This window comes from Streptomyces sp. NPDC059443 (assembly GCF_042750105.1).
Classification (GTDB): Bacteria; Actinomycetota; Actinomycetes; order Streptomycetales; family Streptomycetaceae; genus Streptomyces.
Map to the genome: position 1 here is coordinate 164,413 of NZ_JBHYVM010000009.1, position 21,391 is coordinate 185,803.

The window sequence follows — 21,391 nt, forward strand, 5'->3', positions numbered from 1 at the left end:
CGCGGCGTCGAACGCGGAGGGCCTCTTCGATGCGTACCCCCGACCGGATTCGAACCGGCGCTACCGCCTTGAGAGGGCGGCGTGCTAGGCCGCTACACAACGGGGGCTAGCTGTTACTGCGGTACTGCGCTGGGCTACCAGGACTCGAACCTAGAATAAGAGAACCAGAAACTCTCGTGTTGCCAATTACACTATAGCCCAATGGTCTAGACCAGCTAGACACCGTACCCCCGACCGGATTCGAACCGGCGCTACCGCCTTGAGAGGGCGGCGTGCTAGGCCGCTACACAACGGGGGCCCTAGCGATCCTGCATCAAAACATCCGGGTGCGACCCTGGAGATCTCGCGGGAAGGATCTGTACCCCCGACCGGATTCGAACCGGCGCTACCGCCTTGAGAGGGCGGCGTGCTAGGCCGCTACACAACGGGGGCAAGCACTGCGTCACTACTGAACTGCGCTGGGCTACCAGGACTCGAACCTAGAATAAGGGAACCAGAAACCCTCGTGTTGCCAATTACACTATAGCCCACCAAAACTCAAGACCCTGAGGGGCTTTCGTTCGGTTAGCGCCTCCGGCCCGGCCTTTCGGCCCGCTCGGGCGGCGCAGAAAGAACATTACCGGATGGCTGACCGTGCTCCAAAACGGGTATCCAGGGCCAGCAGCTCGGGGAGCCGTTCGAGTCCGGCGATCCGGTGCACGCCCTCGGGTCCCGGGCCCCGCAGGCCGTCGCGGTCGAGCCATACCGCGGTCAGTCCGGCGTCACGGGCGCCGCGCGCGTCGATCTCCGGCTGGTCCCCCACGTAGACCACCTCGTGCGGCTCCAGTGCGAGCTCCTCGCAGGCCGCGAGGAAGGCCCCGGCCTCCGGCTTGCTGACGCCCAGCTCCACGGCGCACACCAGGACCTCGAAGCGGTCGCGCAGGCCGAGGCGGCGCAGCTTGGGCTCCTGGTTGACCACGGAGGAGTTCGAGAGCACCCCGTGCCGGTAGCCGTCCGCGAGGGCGTCCAGTACGGGCACCACGTCGGGGAACAGCTCCCAGGCGGCCGTGTAGTGCTCGACGTACCGCCCGAACCAGTCGTCGGCCCGCGCGTCGCTCATGGCGGGCTCCGCCAGGAACTCCCGCACCCGGTCGCGGCGCTGCCCCTGGAAGGTCCCCTCGCCGGCGGCGAAGCGCTCCCAGTGCCGGTCGGTGATCCGCCGCCACAGGGCGAGCGCCTCGCGCGCAGGCCCGTACCGCTCCGCGATCCCCTCGTCGGCGAGGTGCGCGGCCAGCCCGGCCCGGTCGGCTCCGGTGTAGTCGAACAGGGTGTCGTCGATGTCCCACAGCACGGCACGAATCGGCATACCGCCGACCCTACGCCGTAACGCCTCAGGGGCGGCAGCCTTTGCGGCTGCCGCCCCTGAGGGATTTCGAGTACGGGTACGGGTACTCGTACGAGTACGGCTACGCGGCCAGCTTCGTCAGGGTCGCGTCGATGCGGGACAGGGAGCGGTCCTTGCCCAGGATTTCGAGGGACTCGAAGAGCGGCAGGCCGACCGTGCGGCCGGTGACGGCGACGCGGACCGGGGCCTGGGCCTTGCCGAGCTTGAGGCCGTGGGCCTCGCCGGCGGTCAGGACGGCCTGCTTGAGGGACTCGGGGTCCGACCAGTCGGCCGCGGCGAGGTTCTCGCGGGCGGTGGTGAGCAGGGCCGCCGGCTCGCCCTTCATCGCCTTGTCCCACGAGGCCTGGTCCTCGACCGGCTCCTTGAGGAACAGGAAGTCGACGTTCGCGGTGATGTCCGAGAGGACCGTGACGCGGGTCTGGGCGTAGGGCGCGATGCGCTCCCAGGCGGCCGTGTCGAAGTCCTCGGGGGCCCAGTTGGCGTGCGGGGCCTTCAGCCACGGGGCGCAGGCGTCCGCGAAGGCCTTCGGGTCCAGCATGCGGATGTGGTCGCCGTTGATCGACTCGGCCTTCTTGAGGTCGAAGCGCGCCGGGTTGGCGTTGACGTCCGGGATGTCGAACTTCTCCACCATCTCCTCGATCGAGAAGATGTCCTGGTCCTTGGAGAAGGACCAGCCGAGGAGCGAGAGGTAGTTCAGCAGGCCCTCGGGGAGGAAGCCGCGCTCGCGGTACAGGTTGAGCGAGGCCTCGGGGTCGCGCTTGGAGAGCTTCTTGTTGCCCTCGCCCATCACGTACGGCAGGTGGCCGAAGGCGGGGACCGCCTTGGCGACGCCGAGCTCGATCAGGGCCCCGTAGAGCGCGATCTGGCGCGGGGTGGAGGACAGCAGGTCCTCGCCGCGGAGCACGTGGGTGATCTCCATCAGCGCGTCGTCGACCGGGTTGACGAGCGTGTACAGCGGGGCGCCGTTGGCCCGGAGGATGCCGAAGTCCGGCACGTTCTCCGGGGTGAAGGTCAGCTCGCCGCGGACGAGGTCCGTGAAGGTGATCGGCTCGTCGGGCATCCGGAAGCGGACGATGTGGGGGCGGTGCTCGCCCTCGTACGCCTCGACCTGCACGATGCTCAGCTCGCGGCAGTGGCCGTCGTAGCCGGAGGGCTTGCCGGCCGCGCGGGCGGCGGCGCGGCGCGCGTCGAGCTCCTCGGTGGAGCAGTAGCAGTTGTAGGCGTAGCCGCCGTCGATCAGCTTCTGCGCGACGTCCTTGTAGATGTCCATCCGCTCGGACTGGCGGTACGGGGCGTGCGGGCCGCCGACCTCGGGACCCTCGTCCCAGGTGAAGCCGAGCCAGCGCAGCGAGTCGAGCAGCTGGTTGTACGACTCCTCGGAGTCGCGCGCCGCGTCGGTGTCCTCGATGCGGAAGACGAACGTGCCGCCGTGGTGGCGGGCGAACGCCCAGTTGAAGAGTGCGGTCCGGACCAGGCCCACGTGGGGGTTGCCGGTCGGGGAGGGACAGAAACGTACGCGGGGGGTCGCGTTAGCCACGCTTGATCACCTTGTTGGTGAGAGTGCCGATGCCTTCGATGGTGACGGCGACCTCGTCGCCGACGTTGAGGGGGCCGACTCCGGCCGGGGTCCCCGTGAGGATGACGTCGCCCGGGAGCAGCGTCATGGCCTCGGTGATGTGCACGATCAGGTCTTCGATGGAGCGGACCATGTCGCTGGTGCGGCCGAGCTGGCGCTGTTCGCCGTTGACGGTGCACTGGATGGTCAGATCGCTCGGGTCGAGCTCGGTCTCGATCCAGGGGCCGAGGGGGCAGGAGCTGTCGAAGCCCTTGGCGCGGGCCCACTGCTTCTCGCGCTGCTGGACGTCGCGCGCGGTGACGTCGTTGGCGCAGGTGTAGCCGAGGATGACCTCCTTGACGCGCTCGCGCGGGACCTCGCGGCACATGCGGCCGATGACCACGGCGAGCTCCGCCTCGTGGTGGAGGTCCTGGGAGAAGGAGGGGTACGTGATCGGGTCGCCCGGGCCGACCACCGAGGTGGAGGGCTTGAAGAAGGTGATGGGCGCGTCGGGGACCTCGTTGCCCAGCTCTGCCGCGTGCTCCGCGTAGTTGCGGCCGATGGCCACGATCTTGTTCGGGAGCACGGGCGGCAGGAGCCGCACCTTGTTCAGCGGGACCTTCGTGCCGGAGAGCTCGAAGTCCGCGAACGGGATGCCCTTGATGATGTCGAGGACGAGCTCACCTTCGGCGCCGGGGGCAGGACTGCCCTCGACCGCGCCGAACGCGACATTGCCGTCGATCGAGAACCTGGCGATGCGCACGTGTTGCGTCTGCCCCTCTGTATTTCCGCTGGCTGGAGTCTGCGGACTCCAGGCTAACGCGGTGGGGGCCGACGCTTCGCGCGGCTTTCTGCGGGGTCGGGGGTGTCCGGCGGATCAGGGCCGGATAGGCCGGGTCGGCTGGTGCCGTGGATTGCAAGGCGGAGGAGGGAGTCGACGCGGAGCGTCGGCGACCGACGACAACGCGGCAAGGCGCGGTGCCAGCCGACCCGGGCCCGGCCCTGATCCGCCGGACACCCCCATCACTGCGCGGCGGCGGGGACCGGCGCGTTCATGAGGATGGTGCGGCGCGGGTTCGCGGTCTGGGCCGGCAGCTCGACGGTGTGCTCCGGGACCGCTACGGCCTGCAGCTCCTCGGCGTCCTTGAGGTGGGCGAGGGTGGTGCGGCGCGGGTTGGCTATGTTGCGGAACAGCATCGTCGTCTTCATCGGAGTCTGGGGCCCTCGGCTCGCTGGTCGGTTGGGGACGGCGACGGCGGACGCCGCCCGGCGTCTTCGGGATGCCGCTTGTCGGACGCGTCAGCCCTGTAAAGCTCAAGGCTAAACATCTGAATCCCCCGTCGAACCGGGAAGTAATGGCCACGGCTATGTGAGTTTGCTCACCCGTGACCAGTCATTACGGTCATAACGGGCAGTCAATTTCGCCTGAAAAAACGGACATTGCGCTACTGAATGCGTCATTCCGCTCCTGATCATCTCGACTGGGACAGCTTGCCAGGCGCGGGGTTTGGGCGGCGTAAGTCCGATTCCATACGAATTGGCCTCCACGACGGGTAGCACATGGGTCACATGCCGTGACCGACTCTCCGGGCGGACACTCGCACCTTGTTGGAGATCCGCCTCTGTGCTGGAATTCGCGGGACCGCCGCGGGAATCAGCCGGCGCGCAGGTGGCGCGAGACAGCGCCGAGCGCGGCGGCAACGGAGAGGGAGACGCGCCGGTCACCGACGACCACCATGGGGCGCATTGCCCCACGACTCGACACCGTCCCACCGGTCGCCCGGCGGGACGCCTGGTCCAGAGGTTGCGACGCTAGTGCAGGGACGATTCAAGAGGGATGGCAAGGGGTCTCCCCAGGCCCGCCAGGGCCGAGGGGATGCCGCGGCAGAGCAGGAGCCGCGCGCCGGGACCGACCGTGGCTCCTCGCCCCAGCACGCCCAGAACCGCGGGCCGGCTGTCGAGGGCGCGGGCCCCGATGCCTCCGCCTCGGTGAAGGCGAAGGGACGCGCCAAGCCCAAGGGCACGCCCAGGGGCAACGACGAGTCGGCCGAGCGCGACACGGCGATACCCAAGGCCCCCAGTGGGTCCGGTTCCCGTCTCGCCATGCAGAACTGGCGCATCAGCACGCGACTGGTGTCGCTGCTGACCCTGCCGGTCGTCGCGGCCACCACGCTCGGTGGCTTCCGCATCAACGACTCGCTCAACGACATCGCCCAGCTGGAGCACATGCAGCTGCTGACGACGATGACCCGTCAGGCCACCAACCTGGCCGCCATGCTCCAGGCCGAGCGCGACCAGTCCGCCGGTCCGCTGTCGGTGGACAAGTCGGGCAAGGCCAACAGCCTCGTCAAGGGCGCCCGCGACCAGACCGACGCCGCGGCCAAGGCCTTCGCCGCCGCGACCGACAAGGTCGACAACGCGGGCGACAAGGACGAGACCCTCAAGTCGATCCGCAACAACGTCCTGCAGATCGGCCGCGGTCTCACCAAGATCGAGGACATCCGCGCCAAGGCGTACCAGAACGGCGCCCAGCAGACGGTCACCGAGTACAACGCGCTGATCGTCTCGCTGCTCTCGCTCTCCCAGGACATGGCGCAGGCCACCTCGAACCCCGAGATGATCAAGCGCACCCGCGCCCTGGCGGCGTTCTCCTCCGCCAAGGAGTACGCCTCGATCCAGCGCGCGATCATCGCGGCGGCGCTCCCCGCCGACCCCGCGCAGGGCGGCAACCTGCCCGAGAACGACCGGCTGTACGCCCTCGCCGCCCAGCGCGGCGAGGAGCAGGCGAAGACCACCTTCGAGCTCGTCTACCAGGGCAAGCCCGAAGAGCTCCTCGCGGTCCTCGGTGACGGCAACCAGGAGATCGGCACCGCCGACCACTACGCCCGTCGCGTGCTCGCCAACAAGGACCAGTTCTCCAAGGAGCAGAACCGCTCCTGGATGAACTGGTACGACGCGGACGACACCAAGCTCCAGGCCATGAAGTCCATCGAGATCACCCTGCTCGAAGACATGGAGCAGAAGGCCCGCGAGCTCAAGAGCACCGCCCAGCGCGACGCCATCATCAACGGTGCGCTGATCTTCCTCGTCCTCGGTGTCTCCCTCGTCGGCGCCTTCGTCATGGCCCGCTCGATGATCCGCTCGCTGCGCCGCCTCCAGGACACCGCGACCCGCGTCGCCCAGGACCGGCTGCCCGAGCTCGTCAAGCAGCTGTCCGAGTCCGACCCGCAGGACGTGGACACGACCGTGGAATCGGTCGGTCTGCACACCCGCGACGAGATCGGCCAGGTGGCCGCGGCATTCGACGACGTGCACCGCGAGGCCGTCCGCCTCGCCGCCGAGCAGGCCCTCCTGCGAGGCAACGTCAACGCGATGTTCACCAACCTCTCGCGCCGTTCGCAGGGCCTCATCCAGCGTCAGCTCTCGCTCATCTCCGAGCTGGAGTCCCGCGAGGCCGACCCGGACCAGCTCTCCTCGCTCTTCAAGCTCGACCACCTCGCGACCCGCATGCGCCGTAACGGCGAAAACCTCCTCGTCCTCGCGGGCGAGGAGCCGGGCCGCCGGTGGACCCGCCCCGTCCCGCTCGTCGACGTGCTCCGCGCCGCCGCGTCCGAGGTGGAGCAGTACGAGCGCATCGAACTCGCCTCGGTGCCCGGCACCGAGGTCGCCGGCCGCGTGGTCAACGACCTCGTGCACCTCCTCGCCGAGCTGCTGGAGAACGCCACCTCGTTCTCCTCCCCGCAGACCAAGGTCAAGGTCACCGGTCACGCGCTGCCCGACGGCCGTGTCCTCGTGGAGATCCACGACACGGGCATCGGCCTCTCCCCCGAGGACCTCGCCGCGATCAACGAGCGACTCGCGTCGCCGCCGACCGTGGACGTCTCCGTCTCCCGCCGCATGGGCCTGTTCGTGGTCGGCCGCCTGTCCCTGCGACACGGCATCCGCATCCAGCTGCGCCCCTCCGACTCGGGCGGTACGACGGCCCTCGTCATGCTTCCGGTGGACGTCGCCCAGGGCGGCAAGAAGCCGGCTCCGATGCCGGGTGCCTCCGGCGGTCCGCAGGGCGGTCCCGGTGCTCCCGGCACTCCCGGTGCGCAGGCCTCCGTGCCCGGTGCGGGCGTACGTCCCCCCGTGGGCGCCGGTCCGCAGCGCGGGCAGGTCTCCGGTGGCGCCCAGCGCGCCGCCCTGCCCGGGCGCGACGGCGGCGCCGGTCCGCAGGGTGGCCGGCCCCAGCAGCAGGGTGGTCCCGGTGCTCCGGGCGGCCGCCCGCAGCCGGGTGCGACCACCGCCGGTCAGGGCCAGGGTGCCTTCGGCTCGGGTGCTCCGCTGCCGGGCCGCGGTCCGGTCTCCGGTCCCGGTCCCGGCTCCGGCGCCGGTCCCGCGGGCGGCTTCGGCGGTCCCGGTGGCTTCGGCGGTCCGCAGGCCCGTCCGGCCGGCGCCCCCATGGCCTCCGGCCCCGGCGGGTTCCCGCAGGGCAACGGCTTCGAGCGGCCGCAGCCTCCCCAGCAGGGCCAGCAGTCGCAGCAGGCCGGCGGCCCCGGGGCTCCGGCTCCCGACGCCCAGGCCCAGCGCGGCCCCCGGCCGCAGCTGCCGCCGCGCGGTGGCGCGCCCCGTCCGGAGCTCCCGGGTTCGGTCGGCGCCCCCACGGGGATGCCGCAGACCACCAGCTGGGGCGCCGGGCAGCGCGGGCAGGACGTGCCGCGCGGCCACGACGAGCTGTCGGGCCCCGGTTCCACCTCCGAGTTCGCCCGTCCCGACTTCAACGCCCCGGCCCCGCAGGCCGGCGGCAACGTCAACGGCGGCATGGTCAACGGCGGCGGCTACAACGGCGGAGCTCCCGCGGCCGGCGGCTACGCCGACCACAGCGCCACGGGCCAGTTCCCCCGCCCGGACTTCGCCGATCCCTCCGCCACGGGCCAGTTCCCGCGTCCGGACTTCGCGGACCCGGCCGCCACGGGCCAGTTCCCCCGCCCGGACTTCCAGGCCCAGCGGCCCGGCGGCCCCGGTGTCGGCGGCTACCCCCAGCCCGGCCAGGCCCCGCAGCCCCAGGGCGGCCACTCCCCCGTACCCACCCCGCGCGCCGAGGCTCCGCGGCTGCCGCAGGCGCCCCGGCCGGAGGCACTGCCCCCGGCCGGTCCGAGCACCGGCGAAGGCCGCAGCCCGATCTTCGACTCGATGGAGTCGAACTGGTTCCGCCAGGAGGGCGTCCAGCCCCCCGGGCAGGGACCGGCCGTACCCCAGCAGTCGCAGCAGTCGCAGCAGCCCGCCCCGGCGGCCCCTGCTCCGCTGCCCGCCTCCCCGCAGCGCCCGCAGCAGCACCAGCTGCCGCAGCGCGGCCAGGAGCAGGCTCCGGCCGATGCGGCCCAGACCGGCGCCGTGCCGACCGTCAGCTGGCGTTCCTCGCCGAACGACGAACTGATGCGGCAGGCCGAGCGCGTGCGCCAGCCCGCCGCCGGCGGAATCACCACCTCGGGTCTGCCCCGCCGGGTCCCGCGGGCGAACCTCGTGGCCGGCACCGCGCAGCAGCAGGCCGAGGCGCAGGCCGGTCCCCAGGTCTCGCGTTCGCCGGACGACGTCCGCGGCCGTCTGACCAACCTCCGACGCGGTATCCAGCAGGGACGCCAGGCCGGCAACAGCGGCCCGGCCACCGGCAGTTACCAGATCGACCCCACTTACCAGCAGGAGCGATAGTTGAGTTCGATGAGCCAGGCGGCACAGAACCTGAACTGGTTGATCACCAACTTCGTGGACAACACCCCTGGGGTGTCCCACACCGTGGTGGTCTCCGCCGACGGCCTCCTTCTGGCGATGTCCGAAGGCTTCCCCCGCGACCGGGCCGACCAGCTCGCCGCGGTGGCCTCCGGGCTGACCTCCCTGACCGCGGGTGCTTCCCGCATCTTCGAGGGCGGCGCCGTCAACCAGACCGTGGTCGAGATGGACCGGGGGTTCCTCTTCCTCATGTCGGTCTCCGACGGCTCCTCGCTGGCCGTACTGGCGCACCCCGAGTGCGACATCGGCCTCGTGGGCTACGAGATGGCCCTCCTCGTGGACCGCGCCGGCAGTGTCCTCACCCCGGACCTGCGCGCGGAGCTGCAGGGAAGCCTTCTCACCTGACTGCCACTCTCCCGGCCGGACGGTACTTCCGGCCGGGGGACCGGGGCCCGTACCCCGGAACCCAGTACCACCACCAGGCCGTCATACCGTCCCCCCACCGGCCGCCCCGTCAGACGGCACGCTGACCAATGCTGTCCAGCCCGGAGGATCAATGACCCCGCCCCCCGCCTACCCCGATGCGTACGGAGACTCGTCGTACTCGGACGGCGACCAGCCGCTGGTTCGTCCTTACGCGATGACCGGCGGCCGGACCCGACCGCGCTACCAGCTCGCCATCGAGGCGCTGGTCAGCACCACGGCCGATCCGATGCACCTGTCCGGGCTGCTCCCGGAACACCAGCGCATCTGCACCCTCTGCCGTGAGGTCAAGTCGGTCGCGGAGGTCTCCGCACTGCTGTCGATGCCGCTCGGTGTCGCCAGGATCCTCGTCGCCGACCTGGCGGAGGCCGGCATGGTGGCCATCCACCAGCCGGGCAATGGAGAGGCCGGCGGCACGCCGGATGTAACGCTGCTCGAGAGGGTTCTCAGTGGACTTCGCAAGCTCTAACGGCGGAGCGGCTCCTCGCTCCACCACCTCCGCGAAGATCGTGGTGGCGGGTGGCTTCGGCGTGGGCAAGACCACGTTCGTCGGCGCCGTCTCCGAGATCAACCCGCTGCGTACCGAGGCCGTGATGACGTCCGCGAGCGCGGGCATCGACGACCTCACCCACACCGGGGACAAGACGACCACCACGGTCGCCATGGACTTCGGCCGCATCACCCTGGACCAGGACCTGATCCTGTACCTCTTCGGTACCCCCGGTCAGGACCGCTTCTGGTTCATGTGGGACGACCTGGTGCGCGGCGCGATCGGGGCGATCGTCCTGGTCGACACGCGGCGCCTGGCCGACTGCTTCCCGGCCGTCGACTACTTCGAGAACAGCGGCCTGCCGTTCGTCGTGGCCCTCAACGGCTTCGAGGGATACCAGCCGTACACCCCGGAGGAAGTCCGCGAGGCCCTGCAGATCGGCCCGGACGCCCCCATCATCACCACCGACGCCCGCCACCGCGCGGACGCCAAGAGCGCGCTCATCACGCTGGTCGAGCACGCCCTGATGGCGCGGCTCAAGTAACGGCCGCTCACAACGGGTGCCGCGCGGGCTGATTTCGGGGGGCGGGCTGTGTCATGGGACACGGCCCGCCCCCTTGGTTCATAACGTTTCGACAGAGAATTGCCCTTAGTTGGCGACACGGTGCGTTCGTCCGGTGTCGCTGCGCTCACAACAGGCCCCACTTTTGCCGCAGGACGCTCTTTATGTCCGATTTATGTGGGGCATAAGGCTCTATGAATGGCCGATTTCAACTGTTTGGAACACGGCCGTTAACCGTGCTGGAATTCAACGAACTAGCTAGTAGCACCGCCGAGAGGTTGTTGGTCGAGTGAGGCGAAGCAACTCAAGCCCCGCGGATGAACCCGCGCGCGGCAACTTCACCCCGCCGCCACGGGCGGCCGCGTCGTCCATCGGCGTACCCATGGACGCCCCCGAGAGCAGCGGCAGCACCAGCAGGTTCTCGCCCCGCAACTGGCGCGTGCCCACCCGTCTGAACGCCATCCTGCTCGTTCCCGTCCTCGTCGGACTGGTCATGGGCGGCTTCCAGGTGAAGGGCTCGATCGACACCTGGAACGAGGCCAAGGACGCCGAGAAGACGGCCCGCATCGTCCAGGCCGCGGCCGAATACGGCCAGGCCCTCCTCAACGAGCGCGACCTGACGGCCGAGCCCCTCCTCAGGGGCCAGCGCGAAAACGACGCGGTCACCAAGGCGTACGCCGCCACCGACTCGGCCAAGGCGAAGTTCGCCCAGGCCGTGAAGGACATGCCCAGCGGCCAGGGCATGGAGCGCCGCCTGGAGCTCTTCCGGCAGGAAGAGCCCAAGCTGGAGCAGGTCCGCAAGTCGGCCTACATGGCGCAGCTGGAGACGGCGAAGAAGGACCTCCCCAAGGCGGCGGGCCCCATCCCGACCGAAGAGGGCTACGTGCTGGTCCAGCACTACCTCATGCAGTTCTCCAACGAGCTGGGCCTGGGCACCGGCAACGTGACCTCGTACGGCCGCATGGTCTACGCGATCGAGCTGTCCAAGGCCGCGAACTCGCTGCAGCGCTCCGTCGGCACCCACCTGCTGGTCCGGCCGAACGAGAACGAGGACGTCCGCAAGGCCCAGCTCGTCGCCTTCTCCTCGTACGCGTACCTGGAGGACATCGCCGTCAGCGAGTACGTCGCCGCCGGCACCGAAGAGGACACCACGCGGCTCAAGGAGGTCATGGGCAAGAAGTCGCAGGACGGTGCCGACAAGCTCGCCGCCGCCAAGCACAACGCGGAGCTGGCCGGTACGGTCTTCCGCGCCCCGCCCATGGTCAACGGCTCCGCGCTCACCGGCATGACCGAGGCGATAGCCAGCGGCCAGCGCAAGGACGCCCTGGCCGCCGCCGGTACCACCCCGCAGGCCTGGCAGGCCGCGGCGACCGCCAAGTTCGAGGGCTACGCCGAGATCGAGAAGGAACTCCTCGACAAGGCCGTCAAGGACGCCGTCGCCGTCTCCGACTCGGCCCGCAACGACGCCATCCTGACCGGCTCGATCGTGGTCGTGGCCCTGCTCGCCGCCTTCATCCTGGCCGGCATGATGGCCCGCCAGATGGCCGGCGCGATGCGCCGGCTGCGCGGAGCCGCCTTCGACATCGCCGAGCAGCGCCTGCCGATGCTCGTCGACCAGCTCTCGCGCACCGACCCGGGCAAGGTCGACACCCGCGTGGTGCCGATCCCGATCGACTCCCAGGACGAGATCGGCGAGGTCGCCCGCGCCTTCGACCAGGTCCACCGGGAGGCCGTCCGGCTCGCCGCCGAGCAGGCGCTCCTGCGGGGCAACGTCAACGCGATCTTCACCAACCTCTCCATGCGCAACCAGTCGCTGATCGAGGGCCAGCTGAGCCTCATCACCGACCTGGAGAACAACGAGGGCGACCCGGACCAGCTGGAGAACCTCTTCCGCCTGGACCACCTGGCCACCCGCATGCGCCGCAACGGCGAGAACCTCCTCATCCTCGCGGGTGAGAACCCGGGCCGCCGCTGGGACCAGCCGGTCCCCCTCGTCGACGTCCTGCGCGCCGCCTCCTCCGAGGTGGAGCAGTACGAGCGCGTGGAACTGTCAGGCGTCTCCGAGGCCGAGATCCACGGCCAGGCCGTGACCGACCTCGTGCACCTGCTCGCCGAGCTGCTGGAGAACGCCACCACGTTCTCCTCCCCGCAGACCAAGGTCCGGGTCAACGCGACGCGTCTGCCCGACGGCCGCGTGATGGTCGAGATCCACGACAAGGGCATCGGCCTCACCGCCGAGGACTTCGCGGACATCAACCACAAGCTGGCCAATCCGCCGACCGTGGACGCCGCGATCTCGCAGCGCATGGGTCTGTTCGTGGTCGGCCGGCTGGCCGACCGGCACGGCATCCGCGTCCAGCTGCGCCCCTCGGGCGAGGCCGCCGGCACGACCTCGCTGGTCATGCTCCCCGACGTCATCACCCACGGTGGCGGCGGCGAGGTGCCCGGGGCGGACTCCGACGACTTCACCGTCTCCTCGATCATCCCGCAGCAGCAGTCGCAGCACGCGGTACCGCTGCGCACCGCCGCCGAGCTCGGTTTCGACGACTCCCGCTACGAGGTCCACCGGGCCGACCAGCCGGGCCCCGACGGCCTCGATGCCGCCGACCCGGTCGGCCGCTCCCTGGGTCGCGAGGAGCGCCGTGCCGCGCTGGAGGCCCAGGTGGGCTATCCGCAGGCGCAGCCGCCGGGGTACGAGGAGTTCGCCGGGGACTCCGCCGAGGAGTATGCGGAACCCCAGCCGGAACACGCGTACCAGCCGTACCAGGGCTACGAGCAGCAGCCCGCGCAGGAGTACGCCGCCGGCTACGAGGCCGGAGCGCCCCAGCAGGGGTACGAGGCGTACCCGCAGCAGGAGTACGGCTATCCGGAAGCCCAGTACCAGGAGCAGCAGCAGGAGCTCCCGGCGTACGACGGCGGGTACGATTCCCTTTCCCCGCAGGCCGAGTGGCCCGAGCAGAACACGTACTCGGGCTCCTACCAGCAGGGTTACGGGACCGAATCGGAATCACCGGCCGCTCCCGAACGCGCCCCGGAGCGCGTAGGCTTCGACCGTCCGGGCACCGCTGAAGACACCGGTCACCAAGTGACCGGAGCGGGCCTGCCGCGTCGCGGCAGCCCGCAGCAGCGGCAGCCGGCACAGCAGGAAGCGGAGTCCACCGGATCCCTCTTCGAGCAGCGGCCGCAGCGTCAGCAGCAGCCCGCTGAGGCGGAGCGGGCCCCGGAGAACACGGAGGGCGACGCTGCATGGCGCTCGCGCAACGACGAGCGCTGGCAGCAGGCCGGCAAGCTCCGTGAGCCGAAGGCGGGCGGGGTCACCCCGTCCGGTCTCCCTCGGCGAGTGCCCAAGGCCAACCTGGTCGAGGGCGCTGCGGAGACGACCCCGCAGGGAGGCCCCGAGGTCTCCCGGGCCCCGGAGGACATCCGTGGCAGGTTGAGCAACCTGCGGCGCGGTGTCCAGCAAGGCCGCAACGCGGGATCCGAGCAGTCAAGTAACAGCTATGACCAGGAGCGTTAGTGTGAGCGCGATGAGCCAGGCGGCGCAGAACCTGAACTGGTTGATCACCAACTTCGTGGACAACACCCCCGGGGTGTCCCACACGGTGGTGGTGTCCGCCGACGGCCTCCTTCTGGCCATGTCGGACGGATTCCCGCGCGACCGCGCCGACCAGCTGGCGGCCGTGGCCTCCGGGCTGACGTCGCTGACCGCCGGGGCCTCCCGCATCTTCGAGGGCGGCGCCGTCAACCAGACCGTGGTCGAGATGGACCGGGGGTTCCTCTTCCTCATGTCCGTGTCCGACGGATCCTCCCTCGCGGTGCTCGCGCACCCCGAGTGCGACATCGGTCTCGTGGGGTACGAGATGGCCCTTTTGGTGGATCGCGCGGGCAGTGTCCTCACTCCGGACCTGCGCGCGGAACTGCAGGGCAGCCTTCTCAACTAGCAGACAGGCAGTGCGTTTCGCGCCATCGCACCATAGGGTGCGGTGGCGCGGTTCCACAGGGAGTACTGCGTTCTTGGAGTCGGAGGAGGAAACGTGACAACACCCGGAGGACATCCCTATGGCGGCGCGCAGCAGCCGCAGGGTGGGCACGACCAGAACCGCTTCAACTTCCCTTCCGCTCCCAGCAACCGGCCCTCGCCCGAGCACAACCCCGCGGGACAGCCCTACCAGCGGCAGCCCTATCAGCAGCAGCCGCCGTACGGCCAGCCCCAGCAGCCCCAACAGCCCTACCGGCTTTCGGAACAGTCTCCGCGCGCTTCGCGCCCGCAGGCTCCGCAGGCGCACAACCCGCTGGTCCGTCCGTACGCGATGACCGGCGGCCGTACCCGGCCGCGCTACCAGCTCGCCATCGAGGCGCTGGTCAGCACCACGGCCGATCCCGCGCGTCTGCAAGGGCAGTTGCCCGAGCACCAGCGCATCTGCCGGCTCTGCATCGAGATCAAATCGGTCGCCGAGATCTCGGCACTTCTCTCCATTCCTCTTGGTGTCGCCCGGATCCTCGTCGCCGACCTGGCGGAGGCCGGCCTCGTCGCCATCCACCAGCCCGGCGGCGACGAGTCCGCGGGCGGCCAGCCAGACGTGACACTGCTCGAAAGGGTGCTCAGTGGACTTCGCAAGCTCTAACGGCGGAGCGGCTCCTCGCTCCACCACCTCCGCGAAGATCGTGGTGGCGGGTGGCTTCGGCGTGGGCAAGACCACGTTCGTCGGCGCCGTCTCCGAGATCAACCCGCTGCGTACCGAGGCCGTCATGACCAGCGCCTCCGCCGGTATCGACGACCTCACCCACACCGGGGACAAGACGACCACCACGGTCGCCATGGACTTCGGCCGCATCACCCTGGACCAGGACCTGATCCTGTACCTCTTCGGTACACCCGGTCAGGACCGCTTCTGGTTCATGTGGGACGACCTGGTGCGCGGCGCGATCGGCGCCGTCGTGCTCGTCGACACCCGCCGTCTCGCCGACTGCTTCCCCGCCGTCGACTACTTCGAGAACAGCGGCCTGCCGTTCGTCATCGCCCTCAACGGCTTCGACGGCCACCAGCCGTACACCCCGGAGGAAGTCCGCGAGGCCCTGCAGATCGGCCCGGACGCCCCCATCATCACCACCGACGCCCGCCACCGCGGAGACGCCAAGAGCGCGCTCATCACCCTGGTCGAGCACGCCCTCATGGCCCGCCTGCGGTAGCCGTCCGGCCGTACGCCAAAGGCCCCCCGCACTCGAAGGAGTGCGGGGGGCCTTTCATGTGCTGCCTACGGGGCTGCGTGCGGGAAGGGCTCAGCCCTGCCAGCTGTGCGGGGCGCGGAAGCCGGGGGTGCGCTCCAGGCGGCGCCAGCCGGCCTGGGAGCGGCCGGTGTCCGCGGCCGGCTGCTCGGGGGTGGACGCGGCGCGGGCGAGCAGGATCGCGGTGATCGCGGCCAGCTCTTCGGGCTCGGCGTTGCCCTTTTCTACGCGCAGCAGGGTATCGGCGGCGTTGCTCATGGGTGGCAGGTCTCCTTCGCGATTACTGCGGCGGGTTGCCGTGCTTGCGGGACGGCAGATCGGCGTGCTTGTTGCGGAGCATCGAGAGTGCGCTGACGAGCACCTCGCGGGTCTCCGCGGGGTCGATGACGTCGTCGACGAGGCCGCGCTCGGCCGCGTAGTACGGGTGCATCAGTTCGGCCTTGTACTCCTTGACCATGCGCGCGCGCATGGCCTCGGGGTCTTCGGCGTCCGCGATCTGCTTGCGGAAGATGACGTTGGCGGCGCCCTCGGCACCCATCACGGCGATCTCGTTGGTGGGCCAGGCGTAGGTGAGGTCCGCACCGATGGACTGGGAGTCCATCACGATGTAGGCACCGCCGTAGGCCTTGCGCAGGATCAGCGAGATCCTCGGCACCGTCGCGTTGCAGTACGCGTACAGGAGCTTGGCACCGTGGCGGATGATGCCGCCGTGCTCCTGGTCGACACCCGGCAGGAAGCCCGGGACGTCCAGGAGGGTGATGATCGGAATGTTGAAGGCGTCGCAGAGCTGGACGAAGCGCGCCGCCTTCTCGGAGGCGTGGATGTCCAGGACGCCCGCGAGGTGGCCGGGCTGGTTGGCAACGATGCCGACGACCTGGCCGTCGAGGCGCGCGAGGGCGCAGATGATGTTGCGGGCCCACCGCTCGTGGATCTCCAGGACGTCGCCTTCGTCGACGAGTTCCTCGATGACCTTGAGCATGTCGTACGGGCGGTTGCCGTCGGCGGGCACCAGGTCCAGCAGGACGTCCGAGCGCCGGTCGGCGGGGTCACTCGTCTCGTGGACCGGGGGGTTCTCGCGGTTGTTGGAGGGGAGCATCGTGATGAGGTAGCGGACCTCGGAGATGCAGGTCTCCTCGTCGTCGTACGCGAAGTGCGCGACGCCCGAGGTCTCGGCATGCACGTCCGCGCCGCCGAGGCCGTTCTGGGTGATCTCCTCACCGGTCACCGCGCGGACCACATCCGGGCCGGTGATGAACATCTGCGAGGTCTCACGGACCATGAAGACAAAATCGGTCAGCGCCGGGGAGTACGCCGCGCCACCCGCACACGGGCCGAGCATCACCGAGATCTGCGGGATGACACCCGAGGCCTTGGTGTTGCGCTGGAAGATCCCGCCGTAGCCGGCCAGCGCGGAGACACCCTCCTGGATACGGGCGCCCGCGCCATCGTTCAGCGAGACCAGCGGGGCACCGGCCGCGATGGCCATGTCCATGATCTTGTGGATCTTCGTGGCATGGGCCTCACCCAACGCGCCACCGAAGATCCGGAAATCGTGCGCGTAGACGAAGACCGTGCGGCCCTCAACCGTGCCCCAACCCGTGATGACACCATCGGTGTAGGGCTTCTTGGCCTCCAGACCGAACCCGGTCGCGCGGTGGCGGCGGAGCTGTTCGACCTCCTTGAAGGAACCTTCGTCCAGCAGCAGCGCGATGCGCTCACGGGCGGTGAGCTTGCCCTTGGCGTGCTGCGCTTCGGTCGCCCGCTCGCTCGGCCCGCGCCGCGCCTGCTCACGCAGGTCATGCAGCTCGGCCACGCGCCCACGTGCGTCGGTCGGCTCGCTCGGAATCTGGTCCACAACGGTCATGTACCGACCTTACGAAGCGTGACCCTCAAAACCCTCCGTCGAATCCGCACAGTGTCGGGTGTCTTCCGCTGTCCGGCCCGGACAGAACCGGGGAGGGATGAGCGAGGACCACTAGTTGGGACCTTCGTCCTTTGTGGGCATCCCACAAAACCCTCCGACACGGGGCCTAGATGTTGAAATTTGAACGGAATGGGTCTAGCGTCCTTCTTGTTCAAAGTTCAACAACAAGCAAGCTTCAACAACCGCGCAGCACGCTACCGAGGAGGAAGCCATGGGTCTCTTCACCCGCCGCCCCCAGACCACCACGACCGCCGCCGTCGACACGCTCGAAGTGGACCCGGCCCTCGCCGCGCTCACCGGCGACTACGTCATCGACCCCGCCCACAGCAGCATCGGCTTCACCGTCCGGCACGCGATGGTCACCAACGTCCGCGGCTCCTTCGCCGACCACGAGGGCACCCTGCACCTGGACGGCAGCGACCCGTCCCGCTCCACCGCCTCCATCGACGTGAAGATCGCCTCCGTGGACACCGGCATCGGCGACCGCGACGGCCACCTGCGCTCCGGCGACTTCTTCGACGCCGAGACCTTCCCGCTGATGACCTTCCGCTCCACCTCGGCGGCGCGGACCGGCGGCGACGCGTACCGGATCGACGGCGAGCTGACGATCAAGGACGTCACCCGCCCGCTCTCCATCGACCTGGAGTTCAACGGCTCGGCCACCGACGTCTACGGCAACGAGCGCGTCGGCTTCGAGGGCTCCGCCGAGATCCTGCGCTCCGACTGGGGCCTGACCTGGAACGCGGCGCTGGAGACCGGCGGTGTGATGGTCAGCGACAAGGTGAAGCTGACCTTCGACATCTCGGCGATCAAGAAGGCCTGAATCAAGCAGGCCCGGATCGAGAAGGCCTGAACCCGCCCCGGGGGGCGACTCAGAAGTCGCCCCCGCCGAACCCTCCGCCGCCGTCGAAACCGCCACCGCCGCCGAAGTCCCCGCCGCCGAAGTCGGACGGGTTGAAGTCGGCGCCGGAGACGTCGCCGCCGCCGAAGCCACCGCCGTCGAACCCGTTGCCGCCGCCGAAGTCGGAGGCGTAGGCCGGGCTGGACATCATCGAACCGAGCATCGTGCCCATGAGCAGCGCGGGCAGCATGCCGCCGCCGAAGTAGCCGCCGGCCCAGGGACCGTACGCCGGGCCGGCGTCGTAGTAGGGGCGCGGCCCGTGCTCGGTGTCGACGGTGCGGACCGCCGGGTCCTGGCCGTCGCGCAGCCGTACCGCGTCCGCCGCGCAGACCGGGACGGTACGGGCGGCGCCGCCCGCCGGGGCCCAGTCCGCGTCCTCGGTGCTCGGCCCGTGGCGCGGGTCGAAGAAACAGGGGGAGCGGCGCTCGGGCAGCGGCTTGCCCTGCCGGCGCGCGTCGAGGCTGGCCAGGGCGTACCGGCCGTCCTCCAGTGCCTGGGTGACTCCCTTGACCTCTTCGGGGTGCTGCACCGAGGCCATGATCTGCTTGGCCTTCTCGTACGAGTCCAGGCCCTGCTCGTAGTCCTTGCGCATCGCGTCGTCGGCGCCGGGCTCGCCGGGGTGGAAGTCGAGGCGGTCGAGCTCCTCGCCGAAGGCCGTGATGTCCTCGTCGACGACCACGCTGAGCCGGGCGATGGCCTCGCGGCGGATCTCTTCCTTCTTCTTGCGGTTGCGCTTGACCAGCAGGTACGCACCGCCGCCGCCGACCGCGGCGACCGCGCCGAGCCCGATCAGGGCCCCGGCCCCGGACCCGCCGTCGGCGCTCGCGCCGCCCCAGGAAGCCGGGGCCTTGCCCTTGGCCTGGCTCAGGGCCTGGTCCACGAAGTTGTTGAGCTCGGTGTTCGCGTCCACCGCGCCGCCCGCCTTCACGGCGTCGACCAGGTTGCGGACGGCGTTGTTCGGCATGACCGCCTTGTCGGCTCCGGCGTTGAAGCCGTCGCCGAGCCGGATCGCATAGAGCCCGGTGATCCCGGTCTCGGTACGGATCGTGCGGAGCACGCTGTCGGCCGGGAACTCCGCGCCGGCCGGCAGCACGGCCACGAAGACCGGCTTCCCGGCGTCCTTGATCTTCTTCGCGAGCGCGTCCGCCTGCGCGGGCGACAGCTGCGCCTCGGCCCGGGGATCGACGTAGACCGGCCCCTTCTTGAGGGCCCGGGCCACGGTGGTGGTCCCGGTGTCCGCCGATGCCTGCGGGGCGACCACCAGCGCGGTCGCGGACAGGGCCAGCAGCAGACCGGCCAGCATGGGGCCGAAACGTACGGAAATAAGCCTGGTCCTCATGGTGACGACGCTACCGGAACGGCCGTAATCCTGTGTGAGCAGGACATAAGGGCCAACGGCCTCCCGTCAGGCCTCCTGCCTCACCGGTCCGGAGCCCGGTGAGGCAGGTCCGCACTACTCCGCCGGCTCGACGCCCGCGTGGAGGAGGCCGTAGGTGAAGGCGTCTTCCAGGGCCTGCCAGGAGGCGGCGATCACGTTCGGGGCCACGCCGACCGTGTTCCACTCGCGGGCGCCGTCCGTCGTGGTGACCAGCACGCGGGTCGTGGACTCCGTACCGTGCTTGCCCTCCAGGATGCGCACCTTGTAGTCGATCAGCTCGAACTTCGCCAGCTGGGGGTAGAAGCGTTCGAGGGCTACGCGCAGCGCCCGGTCCAGTGCGTTGACCGGGCCGTTGCCCTCCGCCGTCGCGACGATCCGCTCGCCCTTGGCCCACAGCTTCACCGTGGCCTCGTTGGCGTGCGTACCGTCGGGGCGGTCCTCGATGATGGCCCGCCAGGACTCGATCCGGAAGTACTTGCGGGCCCGGCCCTCCGCCTCGGCGCGCAGCAGCAGCTCGAAGGAGGCGTCGGCGGCCTCGTAGGTGTAGCCCTGGAGCTCGCGCTCCTTGACCCGCTCCACGACCCGGGAGATCAGCGCACGGTCCCCGCCGAGGTCGACGCCGAGCTCCTTGCCCTTGAGCTCGATGGAGGCCCGGCCGGCCATGTCGGAGACCAGCATCCGCATGGTGTTGCCGACCCGCTCGGGGTCGATGTGCTGGTACAGGTCCGGGTCGACCTTGATCGCCGAGGCGTGCAGGCCCGCCTTGTGCGCGAAGGCGGAGACGCCGACGTAGGGCTGGTGCGTGGAGGGGGTGAGGTTGACGACCTCGGCGATGGCGTGCGAGATCCGGGTCATTTCGGCGAGTGAGCCCGCCGGAAGGACCGTGCGGCCGTACTTGATCTCCAGCGCGGCGACGACCGGGAAGAGGTTGGCGTTGCCGACCCGCTCGCCGTAGCCGTTCGCGGTGCACTGGACGTGGGTGGCGCCCGCGTCCACGGCGGCCAGGGTGTTGGCGACGGCGCAGCCGGTGTCGTCCTGGGCGTGGATGCCCAAGCGGGCGCCGGTGTCGGCGAGCACGGTCGCGACGGTCGCGGTGACCTGCGCGGGCAGCATGCCGCCGTTGGTGTCGCACAGGACGACCACGTCGGCCCCGGCCTCGTGCGCGGTGCGCACGACGGACTTCGCGTACTCGGCGTTGGCCCGGTAGCCGTCGAAGAAGTGCTCGCAGTCGACGAAGACCCGGCGGCCCTGGGCGACCAGGTGGGAGACGGTGTCGCGGACCATCTCCAGGTTCTCTTCGAGGGTGGTGCGCAGGGCCAGCTCGACGTGCCGGTCGTGGGACTTGGCCACCAGTACGATCACCGGTGCGCCGGACTCCAGCAGGGCGCGGACCTGCGGGTCGGTGGCGGCCGAGCCGCCCGCCCTGCGGGTCGCGCCGAAGGCGACCAGCTGCGCGTGCTTGAAGTCGATCTCCGCGCGGGCACGGGAGAAGAACTCGGTGTCCCGGGGGTTGGCGCCGGGCCAGCCACCCTCGATGAATCCCACCCCGAAGTCGTCCAGGTGCCGGGCGATCGTCAGCTTGTCCGCGACCGTGAGGTTGATGCCCTCACGCTGGGCGCCGTCGCGCAGGGTCGTGTCGAAGACGTGGAAACCGTCATCGGGGCCCGAGCTCGGCGCATTCGGCTCAGTCGCCTCTGTCGTCGTCATGCTGATCTGACTCCTGTCGGATGAGTGGTTCCGGATGCCCTGGCTCCACTGCCCCCATCATCGCGCGCTGCC

At 70.0% G+C, this 21,391-nt stretch carries 17 protein-coding genes and 5 tRNA genes; 9 read left to right on the forward strand and 13 right to left on the reverse strand.

Translation table 11 applies throughout. The features are described from left to right. Positions 1–34 precede the first annotated feature (34 nt). The 9 genes from ACFXDJ_RS11870 to ACFXDJ_RS11910 form a co-directional block, all read right to left on the reverse strand. Positions 35–107, reverse strand: a tRNA-Glu gene (locus ACFXDJ_RS11870). Positions 108–129: 22 nt separating this feature from the next. After that, a tRNA-Gln gene (locus tag ACFXDJ_RS11875) sits at positions 130–201 on the reverse strand. Positions 202–225: 24 nt separating this feature from the next. Continuing rightward, positions 226–298 (reverse strand) — tRNA-Glu (locus tag ACFXDJ_RS11880). Between the two features lie 61 nt (positions 299–359). After that, positions 360–432: transfer RNA gene (locus ACFXDJ_RS11885), tRNA-Glu, on the reverse strand. 26 nt (positions 433–458) lie between these two features. Then, positions 459–530 (reverse strand) — tRNA-Gln (locus tag ACFXDJ_RS11890). 86 nt (positions 531–616) lie between these two features. Then, positions 617–1,345, reverse strand: a complete 729-nt coding sequence (locus ACFXDJ_RS11895; protein WP_384658697.1) for an HAD family hydrolase — start codon at positions 1,343–1,345, stop codon at positions 617–619. A 100-nt stretch (positions 1,346–1,445) separates the two neighbouring features. Further along, complete coding sequence (gene gltX, locus ACFXDJ_RS11900; RefSeq protein WP_384658700.1) at positions 1,446–2,921, reverse strand: glutamate--tRNA ligase; 1,476 nt, start codon at positions 2,919–2,921, stop codon at positions 1,446–1,448. After that, positions 2,914–3,702 (reverse strand): fumarylacetoacetate hydrolase family protein, encoded by a 789-nt coding sequence (locus ACFXDJ_RS11905; protein WP_384658702.1) that lies wholly within the window; start codon positions 3,700–3,702, stop codon positions 2,914–2,916. Before ACFXDJ_RS11905 ends, gltX begins: the two co-directional genes overlap by 8 nt. Positions 3,703–3,962: 260 nt before the next feature. Next, positions 3,963–4,148, reverse strand: coding sequence for a hypothetical protein (locus tag ACFXDJ_RS11910; RefSeq protein ID WP_384658704.1), 186 nt, complete (start codon positions 4,146–4,148; stop codon positions 3,963–3,965). Positions 4,149–4,754: 606 nt separating this feature from the next. Here ACFXDJ_RS11910 and ACFXDJ_RS11915 point away from each other — a divergent pair. The 8 genes from ACFXDJ_RS11915 to ACFXDJ_RS11950 all read left to right on the forward strand — a co-directional run bounded on the left by ACFXDJ_RS11915 (position 4,755) and on the right by ACFXDJ_RS11950 (position 15,373). Beyond that, entirely contained in the window at positions 4,755–8,630 is a 3,876-nt protein-coding gene (locus ACFXDJ_RS11915) for a nitrate- and nitrite sensing domain-containing protein (RefSeq protein WP_384848933.1), read from the forward strand. Between the two features lie 9 nt (positions 8,631–8,639). Next, positions 8,640–9,053, forward strand: a complete 414-nt coding sequence (locus ACFXDJ_RS11920) for a roadblock/LC7 domain-containing protein (protein WP_069922098.1) — start codon at positions 8,640–8,642, stop codon at positions 9,051–9,053. Positions 9,054–9,204: 151 nt separating this feature from the next. Then, positions 9,205–9,600, forward strand: a complete 396-nt coding sequence (locus ACFXDJ_RS11925; RefSeq protein ID WP_356661769.1) for a DUF742 domain-containing protein — start codon at positions 9,205–9,207, stop codon at positions 9,598–9,600. Next, positions 9,581–10,165, forward strand: coding sequence for an ATP/GTP-binding protein (locus tag ACFXDJ_RS11930; protein ID WP_073776607.1), 585 nt, complete (start codon positions 9,581–9,583; stop codon positions 10,163–10,165). Before ACFXDJ_RS11925 ends, ACFXDJ_RS11930 begins: the two co-directional genes overlap by 20 nt. Positions 10,166–10,472: 307 nt before the next feature. Continuing rightward, positions 10,473–13,700: a nitrate- and nitrite sensing domain-containing protein gene (locus ACFXDJ_RS11935; protein WP_384658709.1), complete on the forward strand. Its 3,228-nt coding sequence runs from the start codon at positions 10,473–10,475 to the stop codon at positions 13,698–13,700. A gap of 10 nt (positions 13,701–13,710) precedes the next feature. Then, positions 13,711–14,124 (forward strand): roadblock/LC7 domain-containing protein, encoded by a 414-nt coding sequence (locus ACFXDJ_RS11940; protein ID WP_030037347.1) that lies wholly within the window; start codon positions 13,711–13,713, stop codon positions 14,122–14,124. A gap of 93 nt (positions 14,125–14,217) precedes the next feature. Beyond that, positions 14,218–14,808 (forward strand): DUF742 domain-containing protein, encoded by a 591-nt coding sequence (locus tag ACFXDJ_RS11945; RefSeq protein ID WP_384848936.1) that lies wholly within the window; start codon positions 14,218–14,220, stop codon positions 14,806–14,808. Then, entirely contained in the window at positions 14,789–15,373 is a 585-nt protein-coding gene (locus tag ACFXDJ_RS11950; RefSeq protein ID WP_136214583.1) for an ATP/GTP-binding protein, read from the forward strand. Before ACFXDJ_RS11945 ends, ACFXDJ_RS11950 begins: the two co-directional genes overlap by 20 nt. A gap of 90 nt (positions 15,374–15,463) precedes the next feature. On the opposite strand, the gene ACFXDJ_RS11955 is transcribed toward ACFXDJ_RS11950, so the two are convergent. Both ACFXDJ_RS11955 and ACFXDJ_RS11960 read right to left on the reverse strand, forming a co-directional pair. After that, positions 15,464–15,667: an acyl-CoA carboxylase subunit epsilon gene (locus ACFXDJ_RS11955; protein WP_384848939.1), complete on the reverse strand. Its 204-nt coding sequence runs from the start codon at positions 15,665–15,667 to the stop codon at positions 15,464–15,466. A gap of 22 nt (positions 15,668–15,689) precedes the next feature. Beyond that, on the reverse strand, positions 15,690–17,273 hold the full coding sequence (locus tag ACFXDJ_RS11960) for an acyl-CoA carboxylase subunit beta (protein ID WP_384848942.1): 1,584 nt from the start codon (positions 17,271–17,273) through the stop codon (positions 15,690–15,692). 271 nt (positions 17,274–17,544) lie between these two features. Between ACFXDJ_RS11960 and ACFXDJ_RS11965 the strand changes: the two genes are divergently transcribed. Then, positions 17,545–18,156 (forward strand): YceI family protein, encoded by a 612-nt coding sequence (locus tag ACFXDJ_RS11965; RefSeq protein ID WP_384657685.1) that lies wholly within the window; start codon positions 17,545–17,547, stop codon positions 18,154–18,156. A gap of 49 nt (positions 18,157–18,205) precedes the next feature. Here the strand turns inward: ACFXDJ_RS11965 and ACFXDJ_RS11970 are convergent, their stop codons facing one another. Beyond that, entirely contained in the window at positions 18,206–19,573 is a 1,368-nt protein-coding gene (locus ACFXDJ_RS11970; RefSeq protein WP_384657683.1) for a hypothetical protein, read from the reverse strand. Positions 19,574–19,687: 114 nt separating this feature from the next. Beyond that, positions 19,688–21,319 carry a citramalate synthase gene (gene cimA / locus ACFXDJ_RS11975; protein WP_384657679.1) on the reverse strand — a complete coding sequence of 544 codons (1,632 nt, stop codon included), beginning with the start codon at positions 21,317–21,319 and terminating at the stop codon, positions 19,688–19,690. Positions 21,320–21,391: the final 72 nt, after the last annotated feature.

Bases quoted from the DNA above. Each gene is read 5' to 3' on its own strand.
- ACFXDJ_RS11895 (WP_384658697.1), bottom strand. From the start codon at position 1,345: ATGCCGATTCGTGCCGTGCTGTGGGACATCGACGACACCCTGTTCGAC.
- ACFXDJ_RS11910 (WP_384658704.1), bottom strand. From the start codon at position 4,148: ATGAAGACGACGATGCTGTTCCGCAACATAGCCAACCCGCGCCGCACC.
- ACFXDJ_RS11920 (WP_069922098.1), top strand. From the start codon at position 8,640: ATGAGCCAGGCGGCACAGAACCTGAACTGGTTGATCACCAACTTCGTG.
- ACFXDJ_RS11925 (WP_356661769.1), top strand. From the start codon at position 9,205: ATGACCCCGCCCCCCGCCTACCCCGATGCGTACGGAGACTCGTCGTAC.
- ACFXDJ_RS11940 (WP_030037347.1), top strand. From the start codon at position 13,711: ATGAGCCAGGCGGCGCAGAACCTGAACTGGTTGATCACCAACTTCGTG.
- ACFXDJ_RS11955 (WP_384848939.1), bottom strand. From the start codon at position 15,667: ATGAGCAACGCCGCCGATACCCTGCTGCGCGTAGAAAAGGGCAACGCC.
- ACFXDJ_RS11960 (WP_384848942.1), bottom strand. From the start codon at position 17,273: ATGACCGTTGTGGACCAGATTCCGAGCGAGCCGACCGACGCACGTGGG.
- ACFXDJ_RS11965 (WP_384657685.1), top strand. From the start codon at position 17,545: ATGGGTCTCTTCACCCGCCGCCCCCAGACCACCACGACCGCCGCCGTC.
- ACFXDJ_RS11970 (WP_384657683.1), bottom strand. From the start codon at position 19,573: ATGAGGACCAGGCTTATTTCCGTACGTTTCGGCCCCATGCTGGCCGGT.
- cimA (WP_384657679.1), bottom strand. From the start codon at position 21,319: ATGACGACGACAGAGGCGACTGAGCCGAATGCGCCGAGCTCGGGCCCC.